Annotated in this window: 25 protein-coding genes and 1 riboswitch; of the genes, 11 read left to right on the top strand and 14 right to left on the bottom strand. The window is 75.1% G+C overall.

Annotated features, from left to right (window positions below):
- Positions 1-10: 10 nt before the first annotated feature.
- Positions 11-979 (bottom strand): ferritin-like domain-containing protein, encoded by a 969-nt coding sequence (locus O7618_RS09695; protein WP_278105684.1) that lies wholly within the window; start codon positions 977-979, stop codon positions 11-13.
- Between the two features lie 79 nt (positions 980-1,058).
- Between O7618_RS09695 and O7618_RS09690 the strand changes: the two genes are divergently transcribed.
- Positions 1,059-2,345, top strand: coding sequence for a condensation domain-containing protein (locus tag O7618_RS09690; RefSeq protein WP_278105683.1), 1,287 nt, complete (start codon positions 1,059-1,061; stop codon positions 2,343-2,345).
- A gap of 9 nt (positions 2,346-2,354) precedes the next feature.
- On the opposite strand, the gene O7618_RS09685 is transcribed toward O7618_RS09690, so the two are convergent.
- The gene (locus tag O7618_RS09685) at positions 2,355-3,881 is read right to left on the bottom strand and encodes a GMC oxidoreductase (RefSeq protein WP_278105682.1); all 1,527 of its coding nucleotides are present in this window, start codon (positions 3,879-3,881) and stop codon (positions 2,355-2,357) included.
- A 78-nt stretch (positions 3,882-3,959) separates the two neighbouring features.
- Here O7618_RS09685 and O7618_RS09680 point away from each other — a divergent pair, with 78 nt between their 5' ends.
- Positions 3,960-4,355 (top strand): VOC family protein, encoded by a 396-nt coding sequence (locus tag O7618_RS09680; protein WP_278105680.1) that lies wholly within the window; start codon positions 3,960-3,962, stop codon positions 4,353-4,355.
- On the opposite strand, the gene O7618_RS09675 is transcribed toward O7618_RS09680, so the two are convergent.
- Positions 4,334-5,410 (bottom strand): acyl-CoA dehydrogenase family protein, encoded by a 1,077-nt coding sequence (locus O7618_RS09675; RefSeq protein WP_278105678.1) that lies wholly within the window; start codon positions 5,408-5,410, stop codon positions 4,334-4,336. The two genes, O7618_RS09680 and O7618_RS09675, sit on opposite strands and share 22 nt — an antisense overlap.
- Positions 5,411-5,435: 25 nt before the next feature.
- Positions 5,436-6,593, bottom strand: a complete 1,158-nt coding sequence (locus O7618_RS09670; protein ID WP_278105677.1) for an acyl-CoA dehydrogenase family protein — start codon at positions 6,591-6,593, stop codon at positions 5,436-5,438.
- A gap of 78 nt (positions 6,594-6,671) precedes the next feature.
- Between O7618_RS09670 and O7618_RS09665 the strand changes: the two genes are divergently transcribed.
- Positions 6,672-7,511: a thioesterase family protein gene (locus O7618_RS09665; RefSeq protein ID WP_278105676.1), complete on the top strand. Its 840-nt coding sequence runs from the start codon at positions 6,672-6,674 to the stop codon at positions 7,509-7,511.
- Positions 7,512-7,523: 12 nt separating this feature from the next.
- On the opposite strand, the gene O7618_RS09660 is transcribed toward O7618_RS09665, so the two are convergent.
- The 5 genes from O7618_RS09660 to O7618_RS09640 form a co-directional block, all read right to left on the bottom strand.
- Positions 7,524-8,288 (bottom strand): ABC transporter permease, encoded by a 765-nt coding sequence (locus O7618_RS09660; protein WP_278105675.1) that lies wholly within the window; start codon positions 8,286-8,288, stop codon positions 7,524-7,526.
- The gene (locus O7618_RS09655; RefSeq protein ID WP_278105674.1) at positions 8,285-9,058 is read right to left on the bottom strand and encodes an ABC transporter permease; all 774 of its coding nucleotides are present in this window, start codon (positions 9,056-9,058) and stop codon (positions 8,285-8,287) included. The genes O7618_RS09660 and O7618_RS09655 overlap by 4 nt, the downstream gene beginning before the upstream one ends.
- A complete protein-coding gene (locus tag O7618_RS09650; protein ID WP_278105673.1) occupies positions 9,055-10,011 on the bottom strand; it encodes an ATP-binding cassette domain-containing protein in 957 nt (318 codons plus the stop codon). Before O7618_RS09650 ends, O7618_RS09655 begins: the two co-directional genes overlap by 4 nt.
- 78 nt (positions 10,012-10,089) lie before the next feature.
- Positions 10,090-11,124 carry a phosphate acyltransferase PlsX gene (locus O7618_RS09645; RefSeq protein WP_278105672.1) on the bottom strand — a complete coding sequence of 345 codons (1,035 nt, stop codon included), beginning with the start codon at positions 11,122-11,124 and terminating at the stop codon, positions 10,090-10,092.
- Positions 11,121-12,857 carry an acyl-CoA dehydrogenase family protein gene (locus tag O7618_RS09640; RefSeq protein WP_278105671.1) on the bottom strand — a complete coding sequence of 579 codons (1,737 nt, stop codon included), beginning with the start codon at positions 12,855-12,857 and terminating at the stop codon, positions 11,121-11,123. The genes O7618_RS09645 and O7618_RS09640 overlap by 4 nt, the downstream gene beginning before the upstream one ends.
- A gap of 105 nt (positions 12,858-12,962) precedes the next feature.
- Here O7618_RS09640 and O7618_RS09635 point away from each other — a divergent pair, with 105 nt between their 5' ends.
- From O7618_RS09635 to O7618_RS09620, 4 genes are all read left to right on the top strand, one after another.
- On the top strand, positions 12,963-13,541 hold the full coding sequence (locus tag O7618_RS09635) for a nucleotidyltransferase family protein (RefSeq protein WP_278105670.1): 579 nt from the start codon (positions 12,963-12,965) through the stop codon (positions 13,539-13,541).
- Positions 13,534-14,667, top strand: coding sequence for an XdhC/CoxI family protein (locus tag O7618_RS09630; RefSeq protein ID WP_278105669.1), 1,134 nt, complete (start codon positions 13,534-13,536; stop codon positions 14,665-14,667). Before O7618_RS09635 ends, O7618_RS09630 begins: the two co-directional genes overlap by 8 nt.
- Before the next feature lie 79 nt (positions 14,668-14,746).
- Positions 14,747-15,772, top strand: coding sequence for a hypothetical protein (locus O7618_RS09625; protein ID WP_278105668.1), 1,026 nt, complete (start codon positions 14,747-14,749; stop codon positions 15,770-15,772).
- A gap of 92 nt (positions 15,773-15,864) precedes the next feature.
- The gene (locus O7618_RS09620) at positions 15,865-16,764 is read left to right on the top strand and encodes a tetrahydrofolate dehydrogenase/cyclohydrolase catalytic domain-containing protein (RefSeq protein WP_278105667.1); all 900 of its coding nucleotides are present in this window, start codon (positions 15,865-15,867) and stop codon (positions 16,762-16,764) included.
- A 4-nt stretch (positions 16,765-16,768) separates the two neighbouring features.
- On the opposite strand, the gene O7618_RS09615 is transcribed toward O7618_RS09620, so the two are convergent.
- Positions 16,769-17,548 carry an endonuclease/exonuclease/phosphatase family protein gene (locus O7618_RS09615; protein WP_278105666.1) on the bottom strand — a complete coding sequence of 260 codons (780 nt, stop codon included), beginning with the start codon at positions 17,546-17,548 and terminating at the stop codon, positions 16,769-16,771.
- Positions 17,549-17,714: 166 nt separating this feature from the next.
- Here O7618_RS09615 and O7618_RS09610 point away from each other — a divergent pair, with 166 nt between their 5' ends.
- Together O7618_RS09610 and O7618_RS09605 are read left to right on the top strand one after the other, a co-directional pair.
- Positions 17,715-18,497: a TSUP family transporter gene (locus O7618_RS09610; protein ID WP_278105665.1), complete on the top strand. Its 783-nt coding sequence runs from the start codon at positions 17,715-17,717 to the stop codon at positions 18,495-18,497.
- A 1-nt stretch (position 18,498) separates the two neighbouring features.
- The gene (locus tag O7618_RS09605; RefSeq protein ID WP_278105664.1) at positions 18,499-19,293 is read left to right on the top strand and encodes a GNAT family N-acetyltransferase; all 795 of its coding nucleotides are present in this window, start codon (positions 18,499-18,501) and stop codon (positions 19,291-19,293) included.
- On the opposite strand, the gene def is transcribed toward O7618_RS09605, so the two are convergent.
- Positions 19,273-19,782 (bottom strand): peptide deformylase, encoded by a 510-nt coding sequence (gene def / locus O7618_RS09600; protein ID WP_278105663.1) that lies wholly within the window; start codon positions 19,780-19,782, stop codon positions 19,273-19,275. The genes O7618_RS09605 and def overlap by 21 nt on opposite strands.
- A gap of 10 nt (positions 19,783-19,792) precedes the next feature.
- On the bottom strand, positions 19,793-20,302 hold the full coding sequence (locus O7618_RS09595) for a MarR family transcriptional regulator (protein WP_278105662.1): 510 nt from the start codon (positions 20,300-20,302) through the stop codon (positions 19,793-19,795).
- Positions 20,303-20,354: 52 nt separating this feature from the next.
- Here O7618_RS09595 and pip point away from each other — a divergent pair, with 52 nt between their 5' ends.
- Positions 20,355-21,302 carry a prolyl aminopeptidase gene (gene pip, locus O7618_RS09590; RefSeq protein WP_278105661.1) on the top strand — a complete coding sequence of 316 codons (948 nt, stop codon included), beginning with the start codon at positions 20,355-20,357 and terminating at the stop codon, positions 21,300-21,302.
- Between the two features lie 10 nt (positions 21,303-21,312).
- Here pip and O7618_RS09585 read toward each other — a convergent pair whose 3' ends face one another.
- Complete coding sequence (locus O7618_RS09585) at positions 21,313-22,503, bottom strand: chorismate-binding protein (RefSeq protein WP_278105660.1); 1,191 nt, start codon at positions 22,501-22,503, stop codon at positions 21,313-21,315.
- Between the two features lie 123 nt (positions 22,504-22,626).
- Here O7618_RS09585 and O7618_RS09580 point away from each other — a divergent pair, with 123 nt between their 5' ends.
- Positions 22,627-22,827, top strand: coding sequence for a DUF5999 family protein (locus O7618_RS09580; protein ID WP_013286363.1), 201 nt, complete (start codon positions 22,627-22,629; stop codon positions 22,825-22,827).
- A 97-nt stretch (positions 22,828-22,924) separates the two neighbouring features.
- Here the strand turns inward: O7618_RS09580 and gcvP are convergent, their stop codons facing one another.
- On the bottom strand, positions 22,925-25,747 hold the full coding sequence (gcvP, locus tag O7618_RS09575; protein WP_278105659.1) for an aminomethyl-transferring glycine dehydrogenase: 2,823 nt from the start codon (positions 25,745-25,747) through the stop codon (positions 22,925-22,927).
- A 73-nt stretch (positions 25,748-25,820) separates the two neighbouring features.
- Positions 25,821-25,911: riboswitch (glycine riboswitch) on the bottom strand.
- Positions 25,912-25,964 lie beyond the last annotated feature (53 nt).

The following is a 25,964-nucleotide window of genomic DNA, read 5'->3' as shown; positions in this document are numbered from 1 at the left end:
TCCACTCCGGTCAGGCGCGAGGTAGGCGGATCGAGCGGTCGGCGAAGCCGATGAGGTCGAGGCGTTCCAGGCCCGAGCGGACCCGGGGTGTCAGCAGCCCGATGTTGGCCAGGGCGGTGACCACCCGGGCGAAGATGGCCTGCCGATACTTGATCATCAGCTCGTTGTGCGCGGCGAAGTCGACGCCCTCGTCGCGGTCGACCTCGATGCGCTCCCACACGTCCTCGAGCAGGAACCGGCGGCGCATCAGGCTGGCCGACTCGAGCACCATCTCCTCCCGGTCGGCCCGCTCGGCGCTCGTCATCTCCGCGTAGATGCCCTCCAGCGACAGCACGCCGAAGGACACGTGCCGGGCCTCGTCGCGGGCCACCAGCCGGGTGATGTCGCAGATGAGCCGGTCGTGGAAGGTGCTGTTGGCGAGCCGGAACGCGGCCATCGCCAACGCCTCGACGATGATCTGCATGCCCAGCGCGGTGATGTCCCAGCGGGCGTCGGAGAGCAGGTCCTCCAGCAGTTCGGCCAGCGCCGGGTTGATCGGGTACGGCTCGGGCACCTTCTCCCGCAGGTAGCGGGAGAACGCCTCGACGTGCCGCGCCTCGTCGGCGGCCTGACTGGCCGCGTAGTACTTGCTGTCCAGGTCGGGGACCACCTCGACCAGGCGGGCGGCGACCACCAGCGCGCCCTGCTCGCCGTGCAGGAACTGGCTGACCATCCAGGACTGGAGCTCCCAGCGGAACGTGTCCCACATCGGACGACCGCGCGCGGCCAGCGGGGACGCCTCGAAGGAGGCCATGGCGAACGCCGAGTCGTCGGGCAACGGCTCGCCGAACGGCACCGGGATCGACCAGTCCACGTCCGTGGTGGCGTTCCACTGCGCGCTCTTGGCCCGCTCGTAGAGGGAGAGCACCCGAGGCATCTCGGACTCGTACCGCCACGTCAGCCGAGCCGGCACGGGCGTGGTGACCGACAGACCAGACATGCGCCCAAGGTACCGACAGATAACACGAGATGCCAGACCCTTGATGACAGATACGTGAGCGGCCGGGTACCGTCGCAGCGTGGCGCCCCGAGAACTACCGGCCTCCGTCGGTCAGCGACTGCTCGGCATCATCGACCACTACCGCGCCGACCACGGGGCGCTGAACTGCCCGCTGCTGTGCCGGGTGACCGGCACTGTCGACGTCGACGCGCTCGCTGCGGCGCTGACCGCGCTGACCGCCCGGCACGAGGCCCTGCGGACCACCTTCACCGGCCGTGGCCCCCGCCTGACCCAGCACGTGCGGGACCCGCGACCGGTGCCACTGCCGGTGGTCGACCTGCGCGCCGCCCCCGACCCACGTGCCGCGGCGGAGACAGCCGTCGCCACCGAGCTGTCCACCCGGGTGGACGTCGGCACATGGCCCACCCGGGCCACCGCCTGGCAGGTGGCCGACGACGAGATCGTCCTCTGCTTCACCATGCACCATCTGGTCACCGACGCCTGGTCGTGCGGGCTGCTCTTCGAGGAACTGCGCGCGCTCTACGCCCGGCGCCCGAACCGCCCCGTCGAGCTGCCCCCGGTGCCGTGGCAGTACGGCCAGTTCGTCGCCTGGCAGGAGGCCCGGCTGGCCGGCGCCGAGCTGGACCGGCAGCGGGATTTCTGGCGGGCCCAGCTCACCGGACTGCGGCTGCCCCGACTGCCCTACCGCGAGCCACCGCCGGGCGCGACGCCGGGCGTGCTGGGGCGCGACCTCGACGCCGACGTGGCCGGCGGGCTGCGGGAACTGGCCCGGCAGCACCGCACCACCCTGTTCGCCGTCACGCTCGCGGTCTACTACGCGGTGCTGCACCGGATCACCGGTCAGGGTGACCTCGCGGTCGCCTCGCTGTTCGCCAACCGCAGCCGTCCGGAGAGCCAGCGCACCGTGGGCTTCTGCGCCAACATGGTGGTGCTGCGCACCCGGCTGCCCCCGTTCGCCACGTTCCCGGCGCTGCTGACGGCCACCCACGCGACCGCCGCCGCCGCGTTCGCCAACCAGGAGCAGCCCTACCAGGCGGTCGCCACCGGCAGCGCCAACCTGGGTGGCCGGGTCGACGACGTGGTGTTCCAGATGATGGCCGCGCTCGACCACCGGGTTTCGGTCGCCGACGCCGACTTCGAGCTGCTCCTGCCCGAGGCGATCGGCAGCCGGTTCGGCACCGAGCTGGCGGTGGCGCCGCGCGGCACGGGCCTGCGGGTGGTGCTGTTCCACACGCCCCGGCTGGCGCCCGCGGACGCCGAGCGGCTGATCGACGGCTACGTCAGCGTCGCGCGCACGGTGGTGGCCGATCCACGCACGCCCCTGTCGAGCCTGCTGCGAACCTGACCGGCCCGCTCAGCCCCGGATCAGCTCGGCACCACGCTCACCGATCATGATGCTGGTCAGCGCCGCCGGCGCCCGCAACGGCACCGGCACCACGGAGGCGTCGACCACCCGCAGGCCGGGCACGCCGTGCACCCGGCAGTGCCCGTCGACCACCGCACCCGGGTCGTCGGTGGGACCCATCCGGGCGCCGCCGACCAGGTTGAGCCGGCTGTAGGTGGTGGTGCGCAGCATCTGGTCGAGTTGCTCGTCGTCGGCCACCACCGCGTCGTCCACGAGCGCGAAGCGGGCCACGGTCTTGGTGAACGCCGCCTGGTTGGCGATCTCCCACGCGTGCCGGTAGGCGGCACGCATCCGGGCGAGGTCGCCGTCGGCCGAGTAGAAGTCGAGGTCGACCAGGGGCGACGCGGTGGCGTCGGCGGAGCTGATGCCGACCCGGCCCCGCGAGGCCATCGCCATGTCGCCGATCATGACCGTGTTGATGAGATCGGTGCCGACGAGGCGGTCCAGGCCCGCGCCGGCGCCGCGGGTGGTGCTCATCCCGGTGAACAGGCTCAGGTAGAAGGCCTGGTCGGCGGCGTGCCCGGGGATGCCGGCGAGCCGGCCGATGAGCTGGGTGCGGGGCCAGTCGCCGCCGACCGCCTCCGGCTCGGGCACCACCAGGATGATCGCGCCCGGCTGGTCGATCACGTCGGCGCCCACGCCGGGCAGGTCGACCAGCGGGGTGACGCCGGCGGCCCGCAGCTCGTCGGCCGGGCCGATGCCCGAGCGCAGCAGCAGCGCCGGGCTGTAGGGGCTGCCCGCGCAGAGGACGACCTCACCGGCGCCGATCGTCTCGCCACCGACGCGCACCCCCACCGCCCGGCCGTCGGCCAGCAGCACCCGCTCGACCTCGGCGTCGCCGCGCACCGTCAGGTTGGGCCGGGACCGGGCGGGGTCGAGGTGGGTCTGCGCGGTGGACATGCGCAGCCGGTCCCGCCGGTTCTGCGGATACATCCCGATGCCCACCGCGTCGGGGGCGTTCATGTCCTCCTGGTAGTCGTGCCCGAGCGCGAGCACCGCCTCCAGGAAGCCGTCCATCGCCGGGGTCAGCTGGCCACGCGACCAGCGGGTGATCGGCACCGGGCCGTCGGCGCCGTGGTAGTCACGGTCGCCGAACTGCGCGTCGCTCTCCAGCCGGCGGAACGCGGGCAGCACGGCCGGCCAGTCCCACTCCGGCACGACTCGACCCCAGGCGGCGAAGTCGGCCGCCGGCGCGCGCATCGCGCCCCGGTCGTTGATCCGGGTCGAGCCGCCGACCACCCGACCGCGTCGCAGCGGCGCCTCGCGCCCGGCGACCACGGTGGCGCGCAGGTCCCAGTCGAAGCCGTCCTCCGCCTCCACCGAACCGGTGCACAGCACCTCCGGTCCGGCGTCGCCGACCAGGTCGGGCCCGGCCTCCAGCAGCAGCACCGAACGCCCGGGCTCCTCGCTCAACCGCGCGGCCAGCACCGCGCCGGCCGCTCCCGCGCCGACGATGACGTAGTCGTAGCGAAGCATGGGCACAGCGTAGCCGAAGATCCGACATGCCATGCGCAGCGCATGTGCTATCCGCGATTCTTCATTAGACTCTTCGGCATGAGCGCAGGCCCGGAAATCATCCCCACGCTTCGCTACCGCGACGCGCCGGCCGCCGTCCGCTGGCTGGTGGACGTCGTCGGCTTCCGCGAGGCCCTGGTCGTCCCCGGTCCGGACGGCACCATCAGCCACGCCCAGCTGACCTGGGGCAACGGCATGGTCATGCTCGCCTCCGAAACAGACGGCGGCGACGGGCGCCTGGTGCTGGAGACCGGCCCCGGGGCGACCTACGTGGTGCTCGACGACGTGGCCGCGCACCACGACCGGCTCGTCGCGGCCGGAGCCGAGATCGTGCAGAAGCTGCGAGACGAGGACTACGGCGGTCAGGGCTACTCGGTGCGCGACTCCGAGGGCAACATCTGGAGCTTCGGCTCCTACCGGCCCAGGGCGTCCTGACCGGGCGCCTCGTCCAGCAGCGACGCGGCCAACTCGGCGCGCAGGTCGCTCACCGTACCGTCGAAGGTGGCCAGCCACCACGCCCGCCGATACCAGTGGTGCAGCGGCTGGTCCCAGGTGAAGCCGCTGCCTCCGTACGTCTGGATGGCGGTCTCGCAGGCGGTGGTCGCGGCCTCGCGCCCGGCCACCGCGGCGGCGGCGACCGCCCGGTCCGCGACCGGACCCGGCTCCGCGTCGACCGACCAGGCGGCCCGGTAGGCGAGTGACCGGGCGGTCTCGACCTGGCCGTAGAGTTCCGCGAGCGGGTGCGCCACCGCCTGGTTCGCGCCGATCGGCCGGCCGAACTGGGTGCGGGCGCCGGCGTGTCCGGTGGCCCAGGCCAGCGCGCGCGTCGCCACGCCGACCGCCTCCGCGGCGAGCAGCGCCAGCGTGCGCCGCCGGGTCTCGGCGAGCACGTCCGCGCTCGCGGACGCCGCGACCAGCAACGTCGACACCAGACCCGACAGGTCCACCGTGGCGGACGGCCGGGTGGGGTCCAGGGCCGCCGGCCCGGCGTCGTCCGGCGCCGGGCGCAGCGCGGACGCGTCGACCAGGCGCAGCTCCACGCCCTCCGGGCCGGTCACGGCCACCACCAGGTCCACCGCCTGCGCCACGTGCGGCACCGCGACCTTGCGCCCGGTGAGGGCGCCGTCGGCGGCTACCACGCAGCCGCCGGGCGGGGCGGAGCGGGACGGGGCGAGCAGGCCGGCGAGCGTGCCGGGGCCGGACTCCTCGGCCCAGGCCAGCGTGGCGGGCCGACCCGGCGGTTGTCCGGCGGCCCGCAGCGCCGGCCCGGCCAGGCCCACGGTCGCCCACCAGGGCAGCGCGCTGCGCGCGTGGCCGAGCTGCTCGGCGAGCAGCGCCTGCTCGACCGCGCCCAGCTCGGCATCCAGCCAGCCGAGCCCGGTGACGTCGGTCCACACCCGGTCGGCGTCGGCACCCGCGCGCTCGTCGGCGAGGTACTTCGCCGCGGTGTCGCGCAACGCCTCCTGCTCGCCGGTCAGTGCGAAGTCCATGGTGCTGTCTCCTCGGGACGGCGGGTCAGTACGACCTGGGCAGGCCGAGCACCCGCTCGGCGATCACGTTGCGCAGCACCTCGGAGGTGCCGCCCTCGATGGTGTTGGCGCGGCTGCGCAGCAGCTCGCGCCGCCAGTAGCGGTCCCACCCGTCCGGTCGACCACCGGCGGTGAGCTGCACCGCCAGCGCCGTCAGCCGCTGGTGGGCCCGCGACCAGCGCAGCTTGACCACCGACGTCTCCGGGCCCGGCGTGCCGGTGCGCCGCAGCTCGGCCAGGGCGCGCCGGTTGGTCCAGCGCAGCCCCTCCAGCTCGACGTAGCGGGCGGCGATCTGGTCGCGGACCAGCGGGTCGGTGTCGCGACCCCGGGCCCGGGCGGTCGCGACCAGCCGGCGGAACGCCACCTCCAGCCGGGCGGTGAGCGTGAAGCCGAAGGTGCCGCGTTCGTGGGCCAGCGTGGTCATCGCCACCCGCCAGCCGTCACCGACGTCGCCGACCACCGCGTCGAGCGGCACCCGCGCCTCGTCGAGCTCGATCTCGGCGAACTCGGCCTCGCCCGTCATCTGGCGGATCGGACGCACCGTCACCCCAGGCGTGCGCAGGTCGACCAGCAGGCACGACAGGCCGCGGTGGCGGGTGGCGTCCGGATCGGTGCGGGCGAGCAGCAGGCAGTGGTCGGCCAGGTGGGCGTAGGAGGACCACACCTTCTGCCCGGTCACCACCAGGTCGTCGCCGTCGCGTCGGGCCAGCGTCCGCACGGCGGACAGGTCGCTGCCCGCCTCGGGTTCGGAGAAGCCCTGGCAGAAGATGACCTCGCCGGTGAGGATCCGGGGCAGGTACCAGGCCCGTTGCGCGGGTGACCCGCAGGCGATGACGGTGGGGCCGACCATGCCCAGGCCGATCACGCCGATGTGCTCACCGGCCTCGGCGCGGGCGCTCTCCTCCAGGTAGATCGCCTGGTGCGCCGGGGACAACCCGCGTCCGCCGTACTCCACCGGCCAGGTCAGCCCGGCGTAGCCGGCCTCGTGCAGCGCGGCGCTGAAGGACCGGACGGCGGCCACGTCGTCCCACCGCCCCCGCGCCGGCGCGCCGTCCGCCCCGGCGGTCACCGGCACCGACCGGGCCAGCCAGTCGCGCAGCCCGGCCCGGAACGTGGCCTCCTCGGCGCTGTCACGCAGATCCATGCGCCGCATCGTACTCGTATCTGGCTTTTCTGTGCAGTATCTTGGGTCGACGGATGGTGCGTGGAGGGGGAGGTCCGGATGGCCAGTCTCGCGGACGACGCCGCGGTCGAGCGGACCGGGCCGGGTCGCTACCGGGCCCACCTCGCCGAGGACTGGTCGGTGTGGGGACCCAACGGCGGCTACCTGGCGGCGGTCGCCCTGCGGGCCGCGGGCGACGCCGCGGGCGGGCTGCTCCCGGTGAGCCTGAGCTGCCAGTTCCTCGCCCCGGCCCGCTACGGGGAGGCCGAGCTGACGGTGGAGCGGGCGCACGGCACCCGCCGCGCCGCCGCGTTCCACGTCACGCTGCGCCAGCGCAACCGGACGGTGCTCGCCGCGCACGTGTGGACCGTCGCGGGCGGCCTGGTCGGCCCGGAGCGCCGCTGGATGCCGGCGCCCGAGCTGCCCGGGCCCGACGAGCTGCCGGCGCTCGTCGACCTGATGCGCCGCGACGGACTGCCGGTGCTGCCGATCTGGGAACGCTGCTACGAGGTACGGCTGTCCGGCTGGCCGGCCGGCGGCTGGTCGCCGCAGCGCGACGGCGTGCCGACGGTGCGGGGCTGGCTGCGGCTGCACGAGCCGCTGCCGGCCGAGGCCGACGCCTGGCTGGCGGCCGCCCGGCTGGTGTTCGCCGTCGACGTGGTGCAGTTCCCGGCGATCGTGCAGGCGTTCGAGCGGACCACCTTCATGGCCCCGAGCATGGATCTCTACGTGGGTTTCCAAGCCGGCGGCGACACCGGCGAGTGGCTGCTGGTCGAGGGCGAGGCCGCCTCGGCCAACGGCGGCACGCTGGGCGCGCGGGCCCGGGTGTGGTCCGACCGTGGGCATCTGCTGGCCACCGGCGGCCAGCAGATGCTCTACCGGATGGCCAGCCCGGCCTGACCCGGGGCGCGGTCAGGGGGCGGTGCGGCGGGCGAACCGGCGTACCGCCACCAGCAGGCAGACCCCGCCCAACCCGAGCACCCAGGCGAGCGTCTGCAGCACCGGCGCCAGGACCGGCCCGCCGGAGGAGAGCCCGACCAGCGCCTCGGTGGCCACCGAGAACGGGTTGGCCCGCACCAGCGGCTGCACCACCGACGGGAACGCCGACACCGGCACGAACCCCGAGGAGAAGATGAACAGCAGCGTCGCCGGGCCGGTCAGCGACGGCGGCAACGACTCCTCGTCGCCCGGCCCCGAGCCACGCCACAGCGCGATCGCCGCCCACATCGCCCCGAACAGCGCGACCACCGCGAAGAAGCCCACCACGGCCGCGGCGCCCTGCCGGAACCGGAACCCGAGAAGCATCGCCACCGCGGTGGTGAGCACGCCGATGAGCACGATGCGCAGCACGTCACCGGTGAGCCGGCCGACCAGCAGCGCCCCCGGCCGCACCGGCATCGCCCGCAGCCGGTCGACCAGCCCGCCCTTGAGGTCGCGCAGGAAGCCCACCGCGCTCGACGGCGAGCCGAACGCGGCGGTCGAGAGCACCACAAGCGGCGCGAGCCGCTCCAGGTAGTGCTGGCGGTCGCCGTCGCCGACGATGCGCCCGAAGACCGCGTACTGGGTGAGCAGGAGCAGCACCGGGAACGCGAACGAATAGATCAGCGCCGGCGGGGCGCGGAAGAACCGGCGCAGGTTGCGCCCGGCGAACAACGACGCCTGGGTGACAGTGCTCATCGGGTCCTCCGGAACGAACGGGCGGCGGCGAGGCCGAACAGCAGGCCCAGCGCCAGCAACCAGGCCAGCGCCGGCCACACCCGCTGGTCGGCGCCCTCGGTGGACAGCGCCCGCAACGCGTCGACCTGGGCGGAGAACGGCGACACCCGGACCAGCGGCTGCAACCAGCCCGGGAACGCGTCGACCGGCACGAAGGCGGTGGAGACGGTGGTCAGCACCAGATACGGCAGGGTGAGCGCCGAGTAGACCTGCTCCGGGTCACGAGCTCCCAGGCCCAGCGCGGCGCACCCGGCCGCCAGCACGACCGCGAAACCGACCGCCAGCAGCACGAAGCCCACCGCGCCGGCCGCGCCCGCGGTGAACCGGAAACCGACCGCGACGGCGGCGACCAGGATCACCGCCACCGCGACGGCGGCCCGCGCCGCGTCGACCACCAGCCGGGCGGCGGGCACCACGGCCGCGCCCATCGGCAGCGTGCGGTAGCGGGCGATCAACCCGCTGCGGGCGTCACCGGCGACCATGTAGCACGCCGACATGGCGACCAGGGCGGTGGTCTGCACGACGATCGCCGGTGGCAGGAACTGCTCGTAGGCGATCCCGTAGTCGGACATCAGCCGGTGGAACACCACCATGAAGCCGGCGAAGAACGTCAGCGGGAAGACCACCGTCAACCCGATCGACCGGCCGGCCCGCGCCTGCCGCAGGTTGCGCCCGGCCAGCACGGCGAACTGCCGCGCCGGGCCGGCGGCCGGCGGGCTCGCGACGGTCACCGCCCGGCTCCCGCCACGTCGGGCACCCCGGCGGCCGAGCCGGTGAGCGACAGGAACACCTCGTCCAGGGTGGGCCGGCGGACCGTGACGTCGTCGGCCTCGACGCCGGCGGACTCCAGCCGGCGCACCACCTCGGTCAGCGTGCCCGCGCCCGCGGCGACGCGCAGCACGTCGTCGGCCTCGGTCAGCTCCGGGAACGCCTCCCGCAGCCGCGCGGCGGCGGTCTCCCGGGCCCGCGGATCCTCGACCCGCACCTCGCAGACCGTGCCGCCGAGGCGGCCCTTCAGCTCGTCCGGGGTGCCCTCGGCGACGACCCGCCCGTGGTCGATCAGCAGCACCCGGTCGGCCAGTTGGTCCGCCTCCTCCAGGTACTGCGTGGTCAACAGCACCGTGGTGCCGTCGGCGCGCAGGTGCCGGACCATCTCCCACAACGCCCGCCGGCTGCGCGGGTCCAGCCCGGTGGTCGGCTCGTCGAGGAACAGCACCGGCCGGTCGACCACCAGGCTCGCGGCCAGGTCGGCGCGGCGGCGCAGGCCGCCGGAGTAGGTGCGGATCGGCTTGCCGGCCACCTCCCCCAGGTCGAAGCGCTCGACCAGCTCGTCGGCGCGGGCGGCGGCGGCCCGCCGGTCGAGCCCGAGCAGGCGGCCGAACAGCACCAGGTTCTCCCGGCCGGTGAGCATCTCGTCGAGCGCCGCGAACTGCCCGGTGACGGCGACGCTGCGGCGCACCTGCGCGGCCTGCTCGACCACGTCGAACCCGGCGACCCGGGCACTGCCCGAATCCGGCCTGAGCAGTGTGGTGAGACAGTGGATAGTGGTGGTCTTGCCGGCGCCGTTCGGGCCGAGCAGGCCGACCACCTCCCCGGCGCCCACCTCGAATCCGACCCCGTCGACAGCCGTCGTCGCGCCGAACGACCGGCGCAGCTCGTGGACCTGGATCATCTGCTCTGACATCGCACCACCCTCACCCCAGGAGTCCCCGGCACCATATCAACGCTCGTATGTGGAAACTAGATACAAGAAAGGGTTCGGTCATCCGTCGACGGCGACCCGTCGCGCCCCACGCCGGCGGCGCGACGAGGCGGCGAACGCCGCGCCGGTGCGCGCCACCACCCCGGACCGCACGCACTCGACCGCGATGCCCACGCCGGCCGCCACGTCGGCCGCGCCGGCCGCGCCGTGGCAGACCACACACACGCCGCGTACCCCGAGCAACGCGCCGCCGGCCTCGGCCGCCAGCCCGCGGCGCACCGTCGCGGTCACCAGCCGTTCCCGGTCGCGCGCCAACGCGCCGATCGGCGAGAACGCCCGCACCGCCGCCAGCGCCAGCCCCACCGTGGCGTCCAGCGTGCGCTCGTACATCTTCAACGCCACGTCGCCGGTGAACCCGTCGGTCACCGCCACGTCCACCCGGCCACCCAGCACGTCGTACGCCTCGATCTGGCCCACGTAGCCGGGCATCGCGGCCAGCAGCAGATGCGCGTCGCGGCGCACCGGGCCGCCCTTGACCGACTCGTGGCCGTTGGACAGCAGCCCGATCCGGGGCCGGTCGACGCCGAGGCGGCAGCGGGCGTACTCGGCGCCGAGCACGGCGAACTCGACGAGCCACTCCGGCTGCGCGGTGGCGGTCGCGCCGATGTCGAGCAGCACGGTCGGGCCGGCGTCCGGCACCGGCAGGACCGTCGCCAGCGCCGGGTTGGTCACCCCCGGCACCCGACCCAGCCGGGCCGCCGCCGCCAGCACCGCGGCGCCGGTGTTGCCCGGAGTCACCATCGCGTCGACCCGCCCGGCCGCCACCTCCGCGGCGGCGAGCAGCAGCGACGAGCGCCGCTTGGCGTACGTGGCGGCCACCGGGTCGTCGGCCATGCCCACCACGTCCGGGGCGTCGAGCAGCCGTACCCCCGGTGGGGGCGCACCGTCGGGCAACAGCGGCCGGATGCGTTCGCGCGGGCCGACCAGGACCACGTCCGCGTTCGCCGCGGCGGCGAGCGCGCCGGCGACCACCGGTTGCGGCCCGAGATCCGCGCCGGCCACGTCGACGGCCACCCGCGGCCGGCGGCCGCTCACCGGGACGCCCCCGCAGCCGACGGGTCGGCCGGCGTCGAGGTCAGCCAGCGCCGCAGCGCCGCGCGCGCCGGGGCTCGTTCACCCGCGAACGCCGCGAGCAGGTCGTCGGTCCGCTCCACCGCACCGGGCCCGGGTGGATCGTCGGCCGCCAGGTCGGCGGCGAGCTCGTCGACCCGGGCGGCGAGGACCGCGCCCCGCCAGCCGAGCGCGTAGCCGAGCGCGGCCTCGTCGACCTCCCCGGCGCGGCCGGGCAGGCCGGCCGTGCCCCGGCCGTACGGATCGACCAGCTCGACGGCGGCCAGCAGCGTCTCCGCCTCCGCGAGGACCGCGGCCCCGGCGAACCGCCAGGCCTGGTCGGCGGCCCAGCGTCCGCCGCGCCGGGCGTGGCCCACCAGGTCGAACAGGCGCCGCAGCAGCGTCGCCAGCGCGGCCACCGCAGGCCGGCCGGTGGCCGCCGCCAGCGTCGCGGCGCGTGCCGCCGGGTTCGGCGCGAACGGCCGCACCCGCAACCGGGCGACGTGGACCAGCGGTTGCGGCACGCCCGCGTACGCCTCGGCGAGCGTGCGGTAGCCGTCCCCGCCCGGGGGCGGGCCGGCGGCGAAGCGTTCCAGCCGCCACTGCAACTGGTCGAGCAGGATGTGGCTGGTGCCGTCGAAGACCCCGTAGAGCAGCACGTCCCGTACCCGGGCGGCATAGCCGAACTCCTCGACCAGCGCGCGGGAGCCCAGCACGGCACGACCCTCGGTGACGGCCTCCTCGGCGAGCAGGCAGCAGGCGTACTTGGCCACCGCGGTGGCGTGCGCGGCGGCCGGTCCGAGCGTGTTGATCAGGAAGGTGGCCTTGACGGCGGCGGCCGCGACCAGCACGTCGAGCGCGGCGACCCGGAACAGGTGCTCCGCGATCGCGCCCAGGTGGACGATCGGCTCGCCGTAGACGTCCCGCTCGCGGGCGTACGCGACCGCCTGGGCGAGCGCCCCGCTGGTGACACCCGAGGCCAGCGACCCGATGCCGCCCCGGGACAGGGCGAGGGTCAGGCGCAGGACGCCCGCGCCGTCCCCGGGCACGCCGACCGGCTGCGCCACCGTGCCGTCGAGGCGTACCCCGGAGATGTCGGCGGCGGCCGTGGGCAGCGTGCGCCAGGCCGGCAGGGCGGTGACCGAGTCGTCCCGTTCGGCGAGGAACAACCCGAGGCCGTCCTCACCCTCGACCCGGGCCAGGGTGACCAGCAGGTCGTGCCGGGTGCCGCCGTTGATGAGGTGCTTCTCGCCGGTCAGCCGCCAGCGGCCCGCGTCGGGCACCGCGCGGGTCGCGACGCGGGCGAGGTTGCTGCCGTGCTCCAACTCGGTGAGCAGCATGGCGGCCGAGCCACCGGCCCGCAGCACGGCGCCGGCCCGGTCGCGCTGGGGCGGGGTGCCGGCGATGTAGAGCGGCAGCAACGCCAGCGCGTTGACGCCGAGGGTGATCGCCAGACTGCCGCTGTGTCGCGCCAGTGCGGCGTTGAGCGCGTTGACGTGCACGGCGGTGGCCGTGGCCGGGTCGTACACCGCCGCGACACCGAGGGAGCGCAACTCCGCCAGCACGTCGTCGGGAGGTGTGCGGGTCGCGTCGGCCTCGGCCAGCCGCCGGCCGGTCCCGGCTCGGTCGAGATGGTCGGTCAGGGCCGGTAACGGCGCCAACCGGTCCAGGGGCAGCGGGCAGAGCCGCCGCCACGCGGGCGCTTCGTCTGGTGTCACCCGGCACCTCACCGCCATCCCGACAGCAAATACGAGATACATGCTAGGCGAGAAACCAACAAGCGAGGGATACCGGATCTCGTGGCGTACGCCTACGCTCGACCCATGGCCACGGCTGGACTGCTCCTCGCCGCCGGCGCCGGCCGCCGGTACGGCATGCCGAAGGCGCTCCTGACCCACCGGGGTGGCCTGCTGGTCGAGCACGCCGCCGGAATCCTCACGTCCGCCGGCTGCGATCCGGTCGTGGTGGTGCTCGGCGCGGCCGCCGACGAGGTGCGGGCGCGGGCCCGGCTGCCCCGGGTGGTCCGCAACGACGCGTGGCCCACCGGCATGGGCTCCTCGCTGCGCGCCGGGCTGGCCGCGCTGCTGACCACGCCCGCCGTCGCGGCCGTGGTCACCCTGGTCGACATGCCCGGCCTGACCCCCGCCGCGGTACGCCGGGTGGCCCGGGACGCCACCGCCGGCTCGCTCGCCGTGGCCGCCCACCGCGACGGCACCCAGGGGCACCCGGTGCTGCTCGGCCGCGACCACTGGGCGGGAGCCGCCCGGGCGGCGGTCGGCGACCGGGGCGCGCGTGACTACCTGCGCGCGCACCGCGACCGGTTACGGGTGGTGCCCTGCGCCGACGTCGCCGACGGCGCCGACGTGGACCGACCCGGGCAGGCGGGGCTGCTCGATGCGTGAGCACCTGCCCGACCTGCTGCGCTGGTGGCTGGCGGGCCACCCGGTGGCCGCCGCGACCGTCACCGGCACCGCGGGCAGCGCGCCGCGCCCGGTCGGCGCCACGATGCTCATCGGGCCGGACGGCACGGTTCTGGGCAGCGTCTCGGGCGGCTGCGTGGAGGCGGCCGTGCACGCCGAGGCCGAGCGGGTACGCGCGACCGGACTGGCCCGGGCGCTGCGCTACGGCGCCGGTCAGGAGGCCGCCACCGGTGTGGGGCTCACCTGCGGCGGCACCATCGACGTCTTCGTCGAACGCCTCGACCGGGCCACGTTCCCCCGGCTCGACGAGATGGTCGCCGCCGTGCGCGCCGGCCAGCAGGTCGCGGTGCTGACCTGCGTCGACGGGCCCCGGCGGCGGATGGGCCGGCGGATGCTGCTCGGCCCGTGGGGCGAGCACGGATCGCTCGGCGACGCGCGGCTCGACGCGGCGACCCTGCCGGAGGCACGGGCGGCGCTGGCCGCCGCCCGCACCGAGGTGCACCGGCACACCGTCGACGGCGCGGAGCACGCGGTACTGGTCCGCGCCCATCCGCCGCCGCCCCGGATGATCCTGTTCGGCGCGACCGACCACGTCGCGGCGCTGGCCACGGTCGGCTCCCAGCTCGGCTACCGGGTGACCGTCTGCGACGCCCGGCCGGCCTTCGCCACCCGCCGCCGGTTCCCCTCGGCCGACGAGGTGGTCGTCGACTGGCCGCACCGCTACCTCGCCGCCGAGGTCGCCGGCGCCCGGGTGGACGGGCGGACGGTGCTGATCGCCATGACCCACGACCCGAAGTTCGAGCTGCCGCTGCTGGAGGTGGCCCTCGCCGGCCCGGCCGCCTACGTCGGCGCGGTGGGCTCCCGCCGCGCGCACGCCGAACGCCTGGACCGGCTGCGGGCGGCCGGCGTGACCGCCGACGCGCTGGCCCGGCTCGCCGGCCCGGCCGGCCTGGACCTGGGCGCGAGCACGCCGGCCGAGACCGCGGTCAGCATCGCCGCCGAGGTGATCGCGGTGCGCACCGGTCGGGCCGGCGGGCCGCTCGGCCACGGTCACGGGCGCATCCACACGTCGCCGCTCACCCCGCCGGGCGTGCCGACCCGCCGGTGACCCGGCCGGGCCGGGTCGGCCACGTAGGCCGGACGCGAGGGGACCGCGGGCCAGCCACGGGACTGGCAGGATCGGCCGGATGCGGGTGGGTGCGGCGCGGGCGGTGGCGGTCGACTGGGTGCGGGAGCGGATGCGCTCCGACCCGTCGGTGCAGGGGGCGTTGTTCAGCGGGTCGACGGTGGGGTTGCCGGACGACGCGGTCTTGCCCGCCTGGTCGGACGTGGACGTGCTGCTGGTGCGCGGCTCCCCCGGCGCGAAGGTGGGCAAGTTCGTCCATCGTGGGGTGCTGCTGGAGGTCAGCACGGTGACCTGGGCGGAGGTGGGTGACCCGCAGGACGTGCTGGGGTCGTGGGTGTTCGCGCCGATGTTCCGCACCGACGGGATGATCGCGGATCCGTCCGGACGGTTGGCGGCGGTCCGGCGGCGGGTGGCGGCGGGGTTCGCGGACCCGGAGTGGGTGCGGCGCCGCTGCGCGGGCGTACGGCGACGGGTGGAGGACGGGCTGCGGGCGCTGGACGCGCGGGCGCCGATGGCGGAGCAGGTGTTGGCGTGGGCGTTCCCCACCTCGTTGCTGGCGGTGTGGCCGGCGGTGGCGGGGCTGGCGGATCCGACGGTGCGGCGGCGCTACGTGCGGGCGTCGGAGGTGTTGACGGGTCACGGGTTCGGTGAGCGCTATCCGGAGTTGTTGGCGACGTTGGACGGCGGCGGCGTGGACGCGGGGCGGGTGCGGGAGCATCTGACCGGGTTGGCGGTGGTGTTCGAGGAGGTCGCGCGGCTGCCGCGCGACGGGTTCGCGTTCGGGGCCGACCTGGGCGCGGCGGGGCGGCCGGTGGTCTTCGAGGGTGGGGCGGAGCTGGTGGCGGCGGGGCGGCACCGGGAGGCGATGTTCTGGGTGCTGGTGACCTACGCGCGGTGTCTGGCGGTGCTGGCGGCGGTGGCGCCGCGGCGGGAGCGGGTGCTGCGGCCGGGGTTCGAGGCGGTGTTGGCGGATCTTCAGGTGGCGTCGGCGGCGGACCGGCGGCGGCGCGCCGACGCGGTGCTGGCGTCGTTGCCGGCGTGGCAGGCCGTGGTGGATGCGGTGTCGCGGCGGGTTGTGGCAGGCTGAGGGGGACGCGACTGGCGGCACGGGGATGGGTGAACCATCGGGGAGCTCGTCGTGGGGGTCGACCGCCTGGGCCTCCGCGGGCGAGGTGTCGCATGTCTTCTTCCACGTCGGCCCCGACGGTGTCCGGGGCGACCGCGCGGCTGTTGCCGGGCGGGCCGGTGGCGGATCAGGTGTTGGCCGAGGTGGCCGCGTCGGTGGGGCGGCTGCGGGCGGCGGGGGTGACGCCGGCGTTGGCCACGGTGCTGGTCGGTGACGACGACGCGAGCGCGGGGTACATCCGGATCAAGCAGCGACAGGCCGCGGAGTTGGGCTTCGCGTCGCCGCACGTGCACCTGCCGGCGTCGGCGTCGCAGGCGGATCTGCACGCGGTGCTCGCGGACTTCAACGCCGACTCCGCGGTGCACGGCGTGCTGGTGCAGCACCCGATCCCCGGGGGCCTGGACTACGACCGGGCGTTGGCCGAGGTGGATCCGGACAAGGACGTCGACGGCATGCACCCGGTGAACATGGGCCGGTTGGCGTTGGGGTTGCCGGGGCCGTTGCCGTGCACACCGGCCGGGATCGAGGCGTTGTTGGCGTTCCACCGGGTGCCGGTGTCGGGCCGTGAGGTGGTGGTCCTCGGTCGGGGCGCGACGTTGGGTCGGCCGCTGGCGATGTTGTTGGCGCAGAAGCGGCCGACGGCGAACGCGGCGGTGACGGTGGTGCACACCGGGGTGGCGGACTGGCCCCGGTACACGCGGCGGGCGGAGATCCTGGTGGCGGCCGCGGGGGTCCCGGGGATCGTGCGGCCGGAGCATGTGCGTCCGGGCGCGGTGGTGGTCGGTGGCGGGGTGCGGTACGAGGGGCGGCGGTTGCTGCCGGACGTGGACGAGTCGTGCGCCCAGGTGGCGGGGGCGATCACGCCGCGGGTCGGTGGGGTGGGTCCGACGACGGTGGCGATGTTGTTCCGCAACGCGGTGCGCGCGGCGCAGCGGCAGACCGGGGCGGAGTGAGGTCTCAGCCGAGGTCGACGACGAGCGGCCGGTGGTCGGAGATGGTGGACAGCGGCGTGTCGACGGCGGTGACGGGTGGGAGCCGGTCGAGGTCGTGGGGGTCGGCGAGGACGTGGTCGAGTTGGACGCGCGGTTGCCCGGCCGGGTAGGTGGCGCGGCGGGCCAGGGGCCGCCAGCGGGTGAGGGCGGCGGCGGGGCCGGCGGGGAGATTGAGGTCGCCGAGCAGGATCCGGGGGGCGGGCAGCGCGCGCAGGGCGCGCACGACGCGGCGCAGCTGCCAGATGTTCCAGCCGGGCACGAACGACAGGTGGGTGGCGGCGACCGTGAGGGGGCCGTGCGGGGTGTCGAGGACGGCGGCGAGCACGACGCGGGGTTCGTCGCGGAGCAGGACGAGCCCGCCACCGGGACCGGGCACGTAGATGGGTGAGCGGACCGGTGCGGCGCGCAGGCGGGTGACGTGCCAGGTGCGCACGGGGTGACGACTGATCAGGCCGACGCCGTAGAGAGGTTCGCCGTGGCCGTCGTCGTCGTGGGTGAGGGGGCGGAACTGCTCGCCGGGGGTGCCGACGACGGCGGCGGCGAAGCGGTGGTGCTCGGCGTCGAGGGCGCGGGCGGCGAGGGCGGTGAGGTCGAGCTTGCCGCTGCGGCTCTGGTCGCGGTCGACCTCCTGCAGGGCGAGGACGTCGGCGTCGAGGGCGGTGACGGCGGCGGTGAGCCGGTCGGGGTCGACGAGCCCGTCGATGAGGGAGCGGCCGTGCAGCAGGTTGAAGGTGGCCAGGCGCACCTGCACACCCTACGTCGCTCTGGCAGGCTGGCCGGGTGCTGAAGCTGCTGTGCTGTTCGATGCTGGTGTTCGTGGCGGTGGCGTGCGCGGGGATGTGGTTGCGGCGGCGTCGGGGCCGGTGAGGCTGACCACAGCCGTTCTCCCCGGTGGCGGCGTGGTGGGCAGAATGCGCGGCGTGGATGCGTGGGCGTTGACGACGTTGCTGTGCGTGGCCGCCCTGGCGGGCTGGGTGGACGCGGTGGTGGGCGGTGGCGGGCTGCTGTTGTTGCCGGCGTTGCTGGTGGCGGCGCCCGGGGTGCCGGTGGCCACGGCGCTGGGCACGAACAAGTTGGCGGCGATCTTCGGCACGTCGACGGCGGCGGTGACCTATGCCCGGCGGACCAAGCTGGACTGGGCGGTGGCGGGTCCGGCGGCGGCGGTGGCGGTGGTGACGGCGGGCGTGGGCGCGGCGTTGGCGGGCGCGGTGCCGGCCGGGGCGTACCGGCCGGTGGTGCTGGTGGTGTTGGTGTCGGTGGCGGTGTTCGTGGTGACCCGGCCGCGGTTGGGCACGGTGTCGGCGCCGTCGCGGCGGACGCGGTCGCGGATGGTGGCGGCGGTGCTGGTGGCCGGGCTGGGCATCGCCCTGTACGACGGGTTGATCGGCCCGGGCACCGGGACGTTCCTGGTGCTGGCGTTCACCGCGTTGGTGGGCGCGGACTTCGTGCACGCCTCGGCGATGGCGAAGGTGGTGAACGCGGGGACGAACCTGGGCGCGTTGGTGGTGTTCGGGGTGAGCGGGCACGTGTGGTGGTGGTTGGGCGCGGCGATGGCGGTGTGCAACGTGGCGGGGGCGGCGGTGGGCGCGCGGATGGCGTTGCGTCGGGGCGCCGGGTTCGTGCGGGTGGTGCTGCTGGTGGTGGTGCTGGCGTTGGTGGCGCGGTTGGGCTACGACCAGTGGGTGGTGGGCTGAGGTGGCGGTGCGGGCGGAGCACGACCGGGCGGTGCTGGCCGGGCTGTTGGGCCGGGATCCGGTGTTGCACGCCTACCAGTTGGGTGATCTGGACGACTTCTTCTGGCCGTACACGTCGTGGTTCCGCTCGGGCGACGAGGTGGTGCTGCTGTATCACGGGGTGGAGCCGCCCACGCTGCTGGCGTTCGCGGCGCCGCAGCGGACGGCGGCGCTGGCGGGGTTGTTGACGCGGGCGGCGCCGGTGTTGCCGGCGCGGCTGTACGCGCACCTGTCCCCCGGTCTGCTCAAGGCGCTGGCCGGTTCGTTCGACCATGTCCCGGGTGGGCGGCACCATCGGATGGCGTTGACGGATCCGGGGCGCCTGGCGGGGGTGCCGCCGGCGGGCGAGGTGTTGGGCCCGGCGGATCTGCCGGGGTTGCTGCGGTTCTACGAGCGGGCGTATCCGGGCAACTGGTTCGACGCGCGGATGGTGGAGACCGGGCAGTACGTGGGGGTGCGCGACGGCGGTGAGCTGGTCGCGGTGGCGGGGGTGCACGTGTGGTCACCGGCGTACGGGGTGGCGGCGCTGGGCAACGTGGCGACGGTGCCGCGGTGCCGCGGTCGGGGTCTGGGTGCGGCGGTGGTGGCGGCGCTGTGCGGGCGGCTGCGCGAGCGCGTCGGGCACGTGGTGTTGAACGTGCGGGCGGACAACACGGCGGCGGTGCGCCTGTACGAGCGGGTGGGGTTCACCCGGGTCGCCGACTACGACGAGTTCTCCCTGGTGGCCCGGTTGGGGTCAGCGGCCGCGGCTGGGTGAGTCGAAGCGCCCGGCGCGGATCTCGCGCAGCGCGCGGCGGCGGGTGTCGCCGCGCAGGGTGTCGACGTAGAGGCGCCCGCGCAGGTGGTCGGTCTCGTGTTGCAGCGCGCGGGCCAGGAAGCCGCTGCCGGTGACGGTGAGCGGTTCGCCGTGCTGGTCGTAGCCGTGGGCGGTGGCGTGCAGGGCGCGGGACGTCGGGAAGTAGAGCCCGGGGATGGACAGGCAGCCCTCCTCGTCGTCCTGGAGCTCCTCGGACAGCTCCAGGGTGGGGTTGACGAGGTGGCCGCGGTGGCCGTCGGCGGCGTAGACGAACACCTGGGTGTTGACCCCGATCTGGGGTGCGGCGACGCCGGCGCGTCCGGGCGCGCCGAGCAGGGTGTCCATCAGGTCCTGCACGAGGGCGCGCAGTTCGGCGTCGAAGGTGGTGACCGGTTCGCTGGGGGTGCGCAGGACGGGGTCGCCGATGATCCGGATCGGGCGCATAGTCATGCCCGGAAGGTTATCCGTTGCTTACCGGCGTCCGGTGCCCACCCGCGGGTGGGAGCAGACCGGTGTCGGTGATGCGGTCGCGCAGCGGGTGGCGGCGCAGCGCGTCGAGCACCGCGTACAGCTCGTCGGCCAGGGGCACGGGCAGTTCGGTGTCGAGTCGGCGCATGGCGGTGGTGGTGGCGGCCCACTCGGCCTCGACGGCGGGCAGCAGCGCGCGGGCGCGGTCGGTGAGGGCGACGACGCGGTGCCGGGCGTCGGCGCCGGGGGTGACGGTGACCAGGCCGGCGCGGCGCATGCCGGCGACGGTCTGGCTGGCGGCGGAGTGGGTGACGCCGACCCGGCTGGCCAGGTCGCGGATGGGCAGCGGCCCGTCGGCGACGAGCACGCGCAGCACGGGTGAGTAGCGGGGCCGGTACTCGGTGAGGCCGAGGCGCGCGTGCACGGCGGCGACGTCGCCGTCGAGGGTCTCCAGGACGTGGCGCAGCAGGGTGCCGAGGGCGTCGGGGTCGGGAGCGGTCACGTCCGCTAATGTAACAGCACTGTTGTATTCGGTGACGGGGAGGACCGCGGACATGTATCCACCGATCGAGCCGTACGACTCGGGCCACCTGGACGTCGGTGACGGCCAGCGCGTGTACTGGGAGACCTGCGGCAACCCCGACGGGCGGCCGGCGCTGGTGGTGCACGGCGGCCCGGGCTCCGGCGCGGGCGCGTCCTGGCGGCAGCTGTTCGACCCGCGCGCCTACCGGATCGTGCTGTTCGACCAGCGGGGCTGCGGGCGCAGCACCCCGTCGGCCGCCGACCCGGCCACCGACCTGTCGGTGAACACCACCGGACACCTGGTGGCCGACATGGAGGCGCTGCGCGCGCGCCTGGGCGTCGAGCGGTGGCTGCTGTGCGGCGCGTCGTGGGGTTCGGCGTTGTCGCTGGCGTACGCCCAGGCCCACCCGGGACGGGTCACCGCGCTGGTGCTGTTCAGCGTGGTGGCCAACACCCGCCGCGAGATCGAGTGGGTGACCCGGGACATGGGCCGGGTCTTCCCGCAGGAGTGGGCGCGGTTCCGCGACGGGGTGCCCGAGGGCGAGCGCGACGGCGACCTGGCCGCCGCGTACGCCCGGCTGGTCGACGACCCGGACCCGGCGGTGCGCGACCGCGCGGCGCGCGACTGGTGCGCCTGGGAGGACGTGCACGTCTCGCTCGCCGGCGGCCACGCGCCCAGCCCCCGCTACGCCGACCCGGTGTTCCGTTACGGGTTCACCCGGCTGGTCACCCACCACTTCGCGAACCTGGGCTTCCTGCCCGACGGCCAGCTGCTGCGCGACGCCGGGCGCCTCGCCGGCATTCCCGGGGTGCTGATCCAGGGCCGCCTCGACGTCAGCGGACCGCCGGACATCGCCTGGCGGCTGACCCAGGACTGGCCGGACGCCCGCCTGGAGATCGTCGAGACCGGTGGCCACGGCGGCGGGCACGGCATCGGCGAACGGGTGGTCGCCGCCCTCGACGCGTTCGCCGCCGCCTGAGCCGGCGCGCTCAGCCGGCGGCGAGCAGCGCCCGCACCGGCGCGGCCTTGGCGGCGGCCTCGGCGACCTCGGCGGCCGGGTCGCTGCCCCAGGTGATGCCGCCGCCGGCCCACAGGTGCAGCCGGTCGGCGTCGGCCGCCGCGGTGCGGATGGTCAGCCCCAGGTCGAGCCGGTCCGGCCCGACCCAGCCGAGGGCGCCCATGCCGGCGCCGCGCCCGACCGGCTCGAACGCGGCCACCTGGGCCAGCGCGGCGTGCTTGGGCGCGCCGGTCACCGACCCGCCCGGGCACACCGCGCGCAGCAGGTCGGCCAGGCCGAGACCGTCGGCGGGCGCCGCGGACACCGTCGACTCGGCCTGCCACAGGTCGCACCAGCGGCGCACGGCGAACAGTTCGTCGACGCGCACGGAGCCGGTGCGGGCCACCCGGGCCAGGTCGTTGCGTTCCAGGTCGACGATCATCACGTGTTCGGCGCGTTCCTTGGCCGAGGCGAGCAGTTCGCGGCGCCCGGCGGCGGTGGCCGGGCGGGTGCCCTTGATCGGTCGGGTGACCAGCCGCCCGCCCTCGACGGCGACCAGCGTCTCCGGGGAGGCGCAGCCCAGCGCCCAGCCGGGCCCGGCCAGGGTGCCGCCGTAGCGGGCGCCGGGGAGCGAGGCGAGGCGGCGCAGCGCCGGGCGCGGGTCGCCGGCGTACCCGGCGGCGGCGTGCCCGACGAGGTTGACCTGGTAGACGTCGCCGCGGGCGATGGCGGCGCGGACCGCCTCGACGGCGGCGGCGTGCGCGGCCGGGGTCCAACTGTCGCGCCAGCCCCCCAGCCACCAGCCGCCCGTGGTCACCGAGCGCGGCGGTGGCGTCCCGGCGTGCCGGTAGACGACCACGACCAGGTCGGGCAGCGCCGGGATTGGGGTGCGCGCGCCGGTCGGCGCGCCGACGGCGTACGCGCCGGCGGCGGCGGACAGGAACAGCGCCGCCCCGCACACCCCGTCTCGGGTGTGCCGCCCGGGCCGGGTCAGGTCGTCGACGGGCACCCCGTGCGCGGCGAGGAAGCCCTGCGCCAGGTCGGCGGGGTCCCCGCCGTCGCACAGGCGCCACTGCAGCCGGGCGGTCTCGACCAGCCGGGAACGGCAGGACGGGGGCGCACCGGGCACATCGACCGGCACCTGTGGGAGCGCTTCCACGACGTCCGGGCGGTGCCGGCTCATCCGTTCAGCCGATTCTGGGTGAACAAGCCGCAACCTTGCTCGATGGCGCGCAGTTTCGCTTGGTACTGTGCGTCACTGGTCATGTGAACCATGACACAGTGCCCCCACAGTCCGGAGAACCCGATGTGTCAGCACCAACCCACCTGCCCCTCCGCCGACGCGACCGACCGCGAAGCCGCCCGCGTCCTCGCCTGCTTCCCTGAGCAGGGCTGGAGCCTGCTCTGCAACGGCGTCATCGTCTTCGAGGACACCGGTGAGCTGCTCCCCGACGGGCGGACCATCGCCCCGCACCGGGGACCGGCCCGCCACGCCCTCGTCGCCTGAGCGATCACGCAGCGTCAGTGAGCGTACGCGCCGGCGGTGACCGTCGGCGCGCCGGCCGGGGCGGCGACCACCCACCGCCCCGGCGTGAGCGTCGTCCTCAGTCCTCGAACGCCTCCGGCGCGGGGCACGAACACACCAGGTTCCGGTCGCCGTAGGCGCCGTCGACCCGCCGCACCGGCGGCCAGTACTTCCCCGCCCGGTCCACCCCACCCGGGTAGGCGCCCACCGACCGAGGGTACGGGTGCGGCCACTCGTCACCGGACACCATCGCGGCCGTGTGCGGCGCGTTCACCAGGGGATTGTCCCCCGCCGGCCACCGCCCCGACGCCACCTCGTCGATCTCGGCACGGATCGCGATCATCGCGTCGCAGAACCGGTCCAGCTCGGCCAGGTCCTCGCTCTCGGTCGGCTCCACCATCAGCGTGCCGGCCACCGGGAACGACATCGTCGGAGCGTGGAAGCCGTAGTCGATCAGCCGCTTCGCCACGTCGTCGACGCTGACCCCGCTGGCCTTCGTCAACGGCCGCAGGTCCAGGATGCACTCGTGCGCCACCAGGCCCTTGTTGCCGGCGTACAACACCGGGAAGTGCTGCCGCAGCCGCACCGCCACGTAGTTCGCGGCCAGCACCGCCACGCCGGTGGCCCGGGCCAGCCCGGCCGCACCCATCATCCGCAGGTACGCCCACGGGATCGGCAGGATCCCCGCCGACCCGTAGCGGGCCGCCGAGATCGCCGGCCGACCGTCCACGTGCCCGCCGACCGGATCGCCGGGCAGGAACGGCGCCAGGTGCGCGCGCACCGCCACCGGGCCGACACCCGGGCCGCCGCCACCGTGCGGGATGCAGAACGTCTTGTGCAGGTTCAGGTGCGACACGTCCGCGCCGAAACGGCCCGGCTTGGCGAACCCGACCAGCGCGTTCAGGTTCGCCCCGTCGACGTACACCTGACCGCCGGCGTCGTGGACCTTCGCGCACAACTGCGCGATGCCCGTCTCGTACACCCCGTGCGTCGACGGGTAGGTCACCATGATCGCGGCCAGGGCGTCGCGGTGCTTGTCGATCCTCGCGTCCAGGTCGACCAGGTCGACGTTGCCGTCGGCGTCGCAGCCGACCACCACCACCCGCATGCCGGCCATCACCGCCGACGCGGCGTTGGTGCCGTGCGCCGACGACGGGATCAGGCACACGTCGCGGTGCCCCTCGCCCCGGTCCCGGTGGTAGGCGCGGATCGCCAGCAGGCCGGCCAACTCGCCCTGCGACCCGGCGTTGGGCTGCACGCTGACCGCGTCGTAGCCGGTCACCTCCGCCAGCCAGCCCTCCAGCTGGGCGATCAACCGGCGGTAGCCGGCGGTCTGCGACTCGGGTGCGAACGGGTGCAGGTGCGCGAACTCCGGCCAGGTCACCGGTTCCATCTCGGTGGTGGCGTTGAGCTTCATCGTGCACGACCCCAGCGGGATCATCCCCCGGTCCAACGCGTAGTCGAAGTCGGCCAGCCGGCGCAGGTAGCGCAGCATCGCCGTCTCCGAGTGGTGGGAGCGGAACACCGGGTGGGTGAGGAAGTCCGACGTGCGGGCGAGCGCGCCCGGCAACGCCGCGTCGACCTCGCCGTCGACGCCGTCGGCGCCGAACGCCGCCCACACCGCCGCGACGTGCGCGGCCGTGGTCGTCTCGTCGCAGGACACCCCCACCCGGTCGGCGTCGACCAGCCGCAGGTTCACGCCGCGCTGCGCCGCGGCGGCCACCACCCGCTCGGCCCGCCCCGGCACCGTCGCGGTGACGGTGTCGAAGAACGCCACGTCCGCCACCTCGACGCCGCCGGCGCGCAGCCCGGCCGCCAGCCGCGCCGCCGCCTCATGGGTACGCCCGGCGATCGCGCGCAGCCCGTCCGGGCCGTGGTAGACCGCGTACATGCCGGCCATCACCGCCAGCAGCACCTGCGCGGTGCAGATGTTGCTGGTCGCCTTCTCCCGCCGGATGTGCTGCTCGCGGGTCTGCAACGCCAGCCGGTAGGCCGGGTTGCCGTCGGCGTCACGCGACACCCCGACCAGCCGGCCCGGCAGCATCCGCTCCAGGCCGGCGCGCACCGCCAGGTAGCCGGCGTGCGGGCCGCCGAAGCCCATCGGCACGCCGAAACGCTGGGTGGTGCCGGCGGCGATGTCCACGCCGATCTCCCCCGGCGGGCGCAGCAGCGTCAACGCCAGCAGGTCCGCCGCGACCGTCACCAGAGCCCCCACGGCGTGCGCGGCGTCGACCAGTCCGGCGTGGTCGCGCACCGCGCCGGACGCGCCCGGGTACTGCAGGTGCAGGCCGAAGAACTCCGCCGGCAACTCCTCGACGTCCAGGTCGAGCACCCGCACCTCGATGCCCAGCGGCTCGGCGCGCCCGGCGATCACCGCGATCGTCTGCGGCAGCGTGTCGGCGTCCACCACGTACACCGGGCTGGTGACCTTGCTGGCGCGGCGCGCGAGGGTCATCGCCTCGGCCGCGGCGGTGCCCTCGTCGAGCATCGACGCGTTCGCCGTCGCCAGCCCGGTCAGGTCGGTGACCATGGTCTGGAAGTTCAGCAGCGCCTCCAACCGGCCCTGGCTGATCTCCGGCTGGTACGGCGTGTACGCGGTGTACCAGGCCGGGTTCTCCAGCACGTTGCGCCGGATCACCGCCGGGGTGTGCGTGCCGTGGTAGCCCAGCCCGATCATCGACACCGCGACGGTGTTGTCGGCGGCCAACGCGCGCAGCTCGGCGATCGCCTCCCGCTCCGAAGCCGGCGCCGGCAGGTCCAGGGCGCCGTGCCAGCGGATCACCTCGGGGATCGCCGCGTCCATCAACTCGTCGACGGAGCTGTGGCCGACGGCCTCCAGCATCCGGCGCTCGTCGTCCGGCCCGGGGCCGATGTGCCGGTCGGCGAACTGCTCAGCGGTCATGCGCGGCGCTCCTTGTGGGGGCGAGGTCGACGGGTCGGCCTCCCCCTGAGTCGCGCTGACGCGCTCCACAGCGCCTGCCCACGTGGTCCTTTTGCCTGAGAGGTTCCGGGGAGAATCTGCCCCTTCGGCGCCGCCTGGTCGACGGTCTCTCCCACGTGGGTGGTACCGGCAACCCCCACGCTACCAGCGGCCGTGTTTCCGGCTCATGTCCCAGGCG

This window comes from Micromonospora sp. WMMD980 (assembly GCF_029626035.1).
Taxonomy (GTDB): domain Bacteria; phylum Actinomycetota; class Actinomycetes; order Mycobacteriales; family Micromonosporaceae; genus Micromonospora.
Note: the sequence above shows the minus strand (reverse complement) of the source record. Positions and strands in the feature narration are given on the sequence as shown.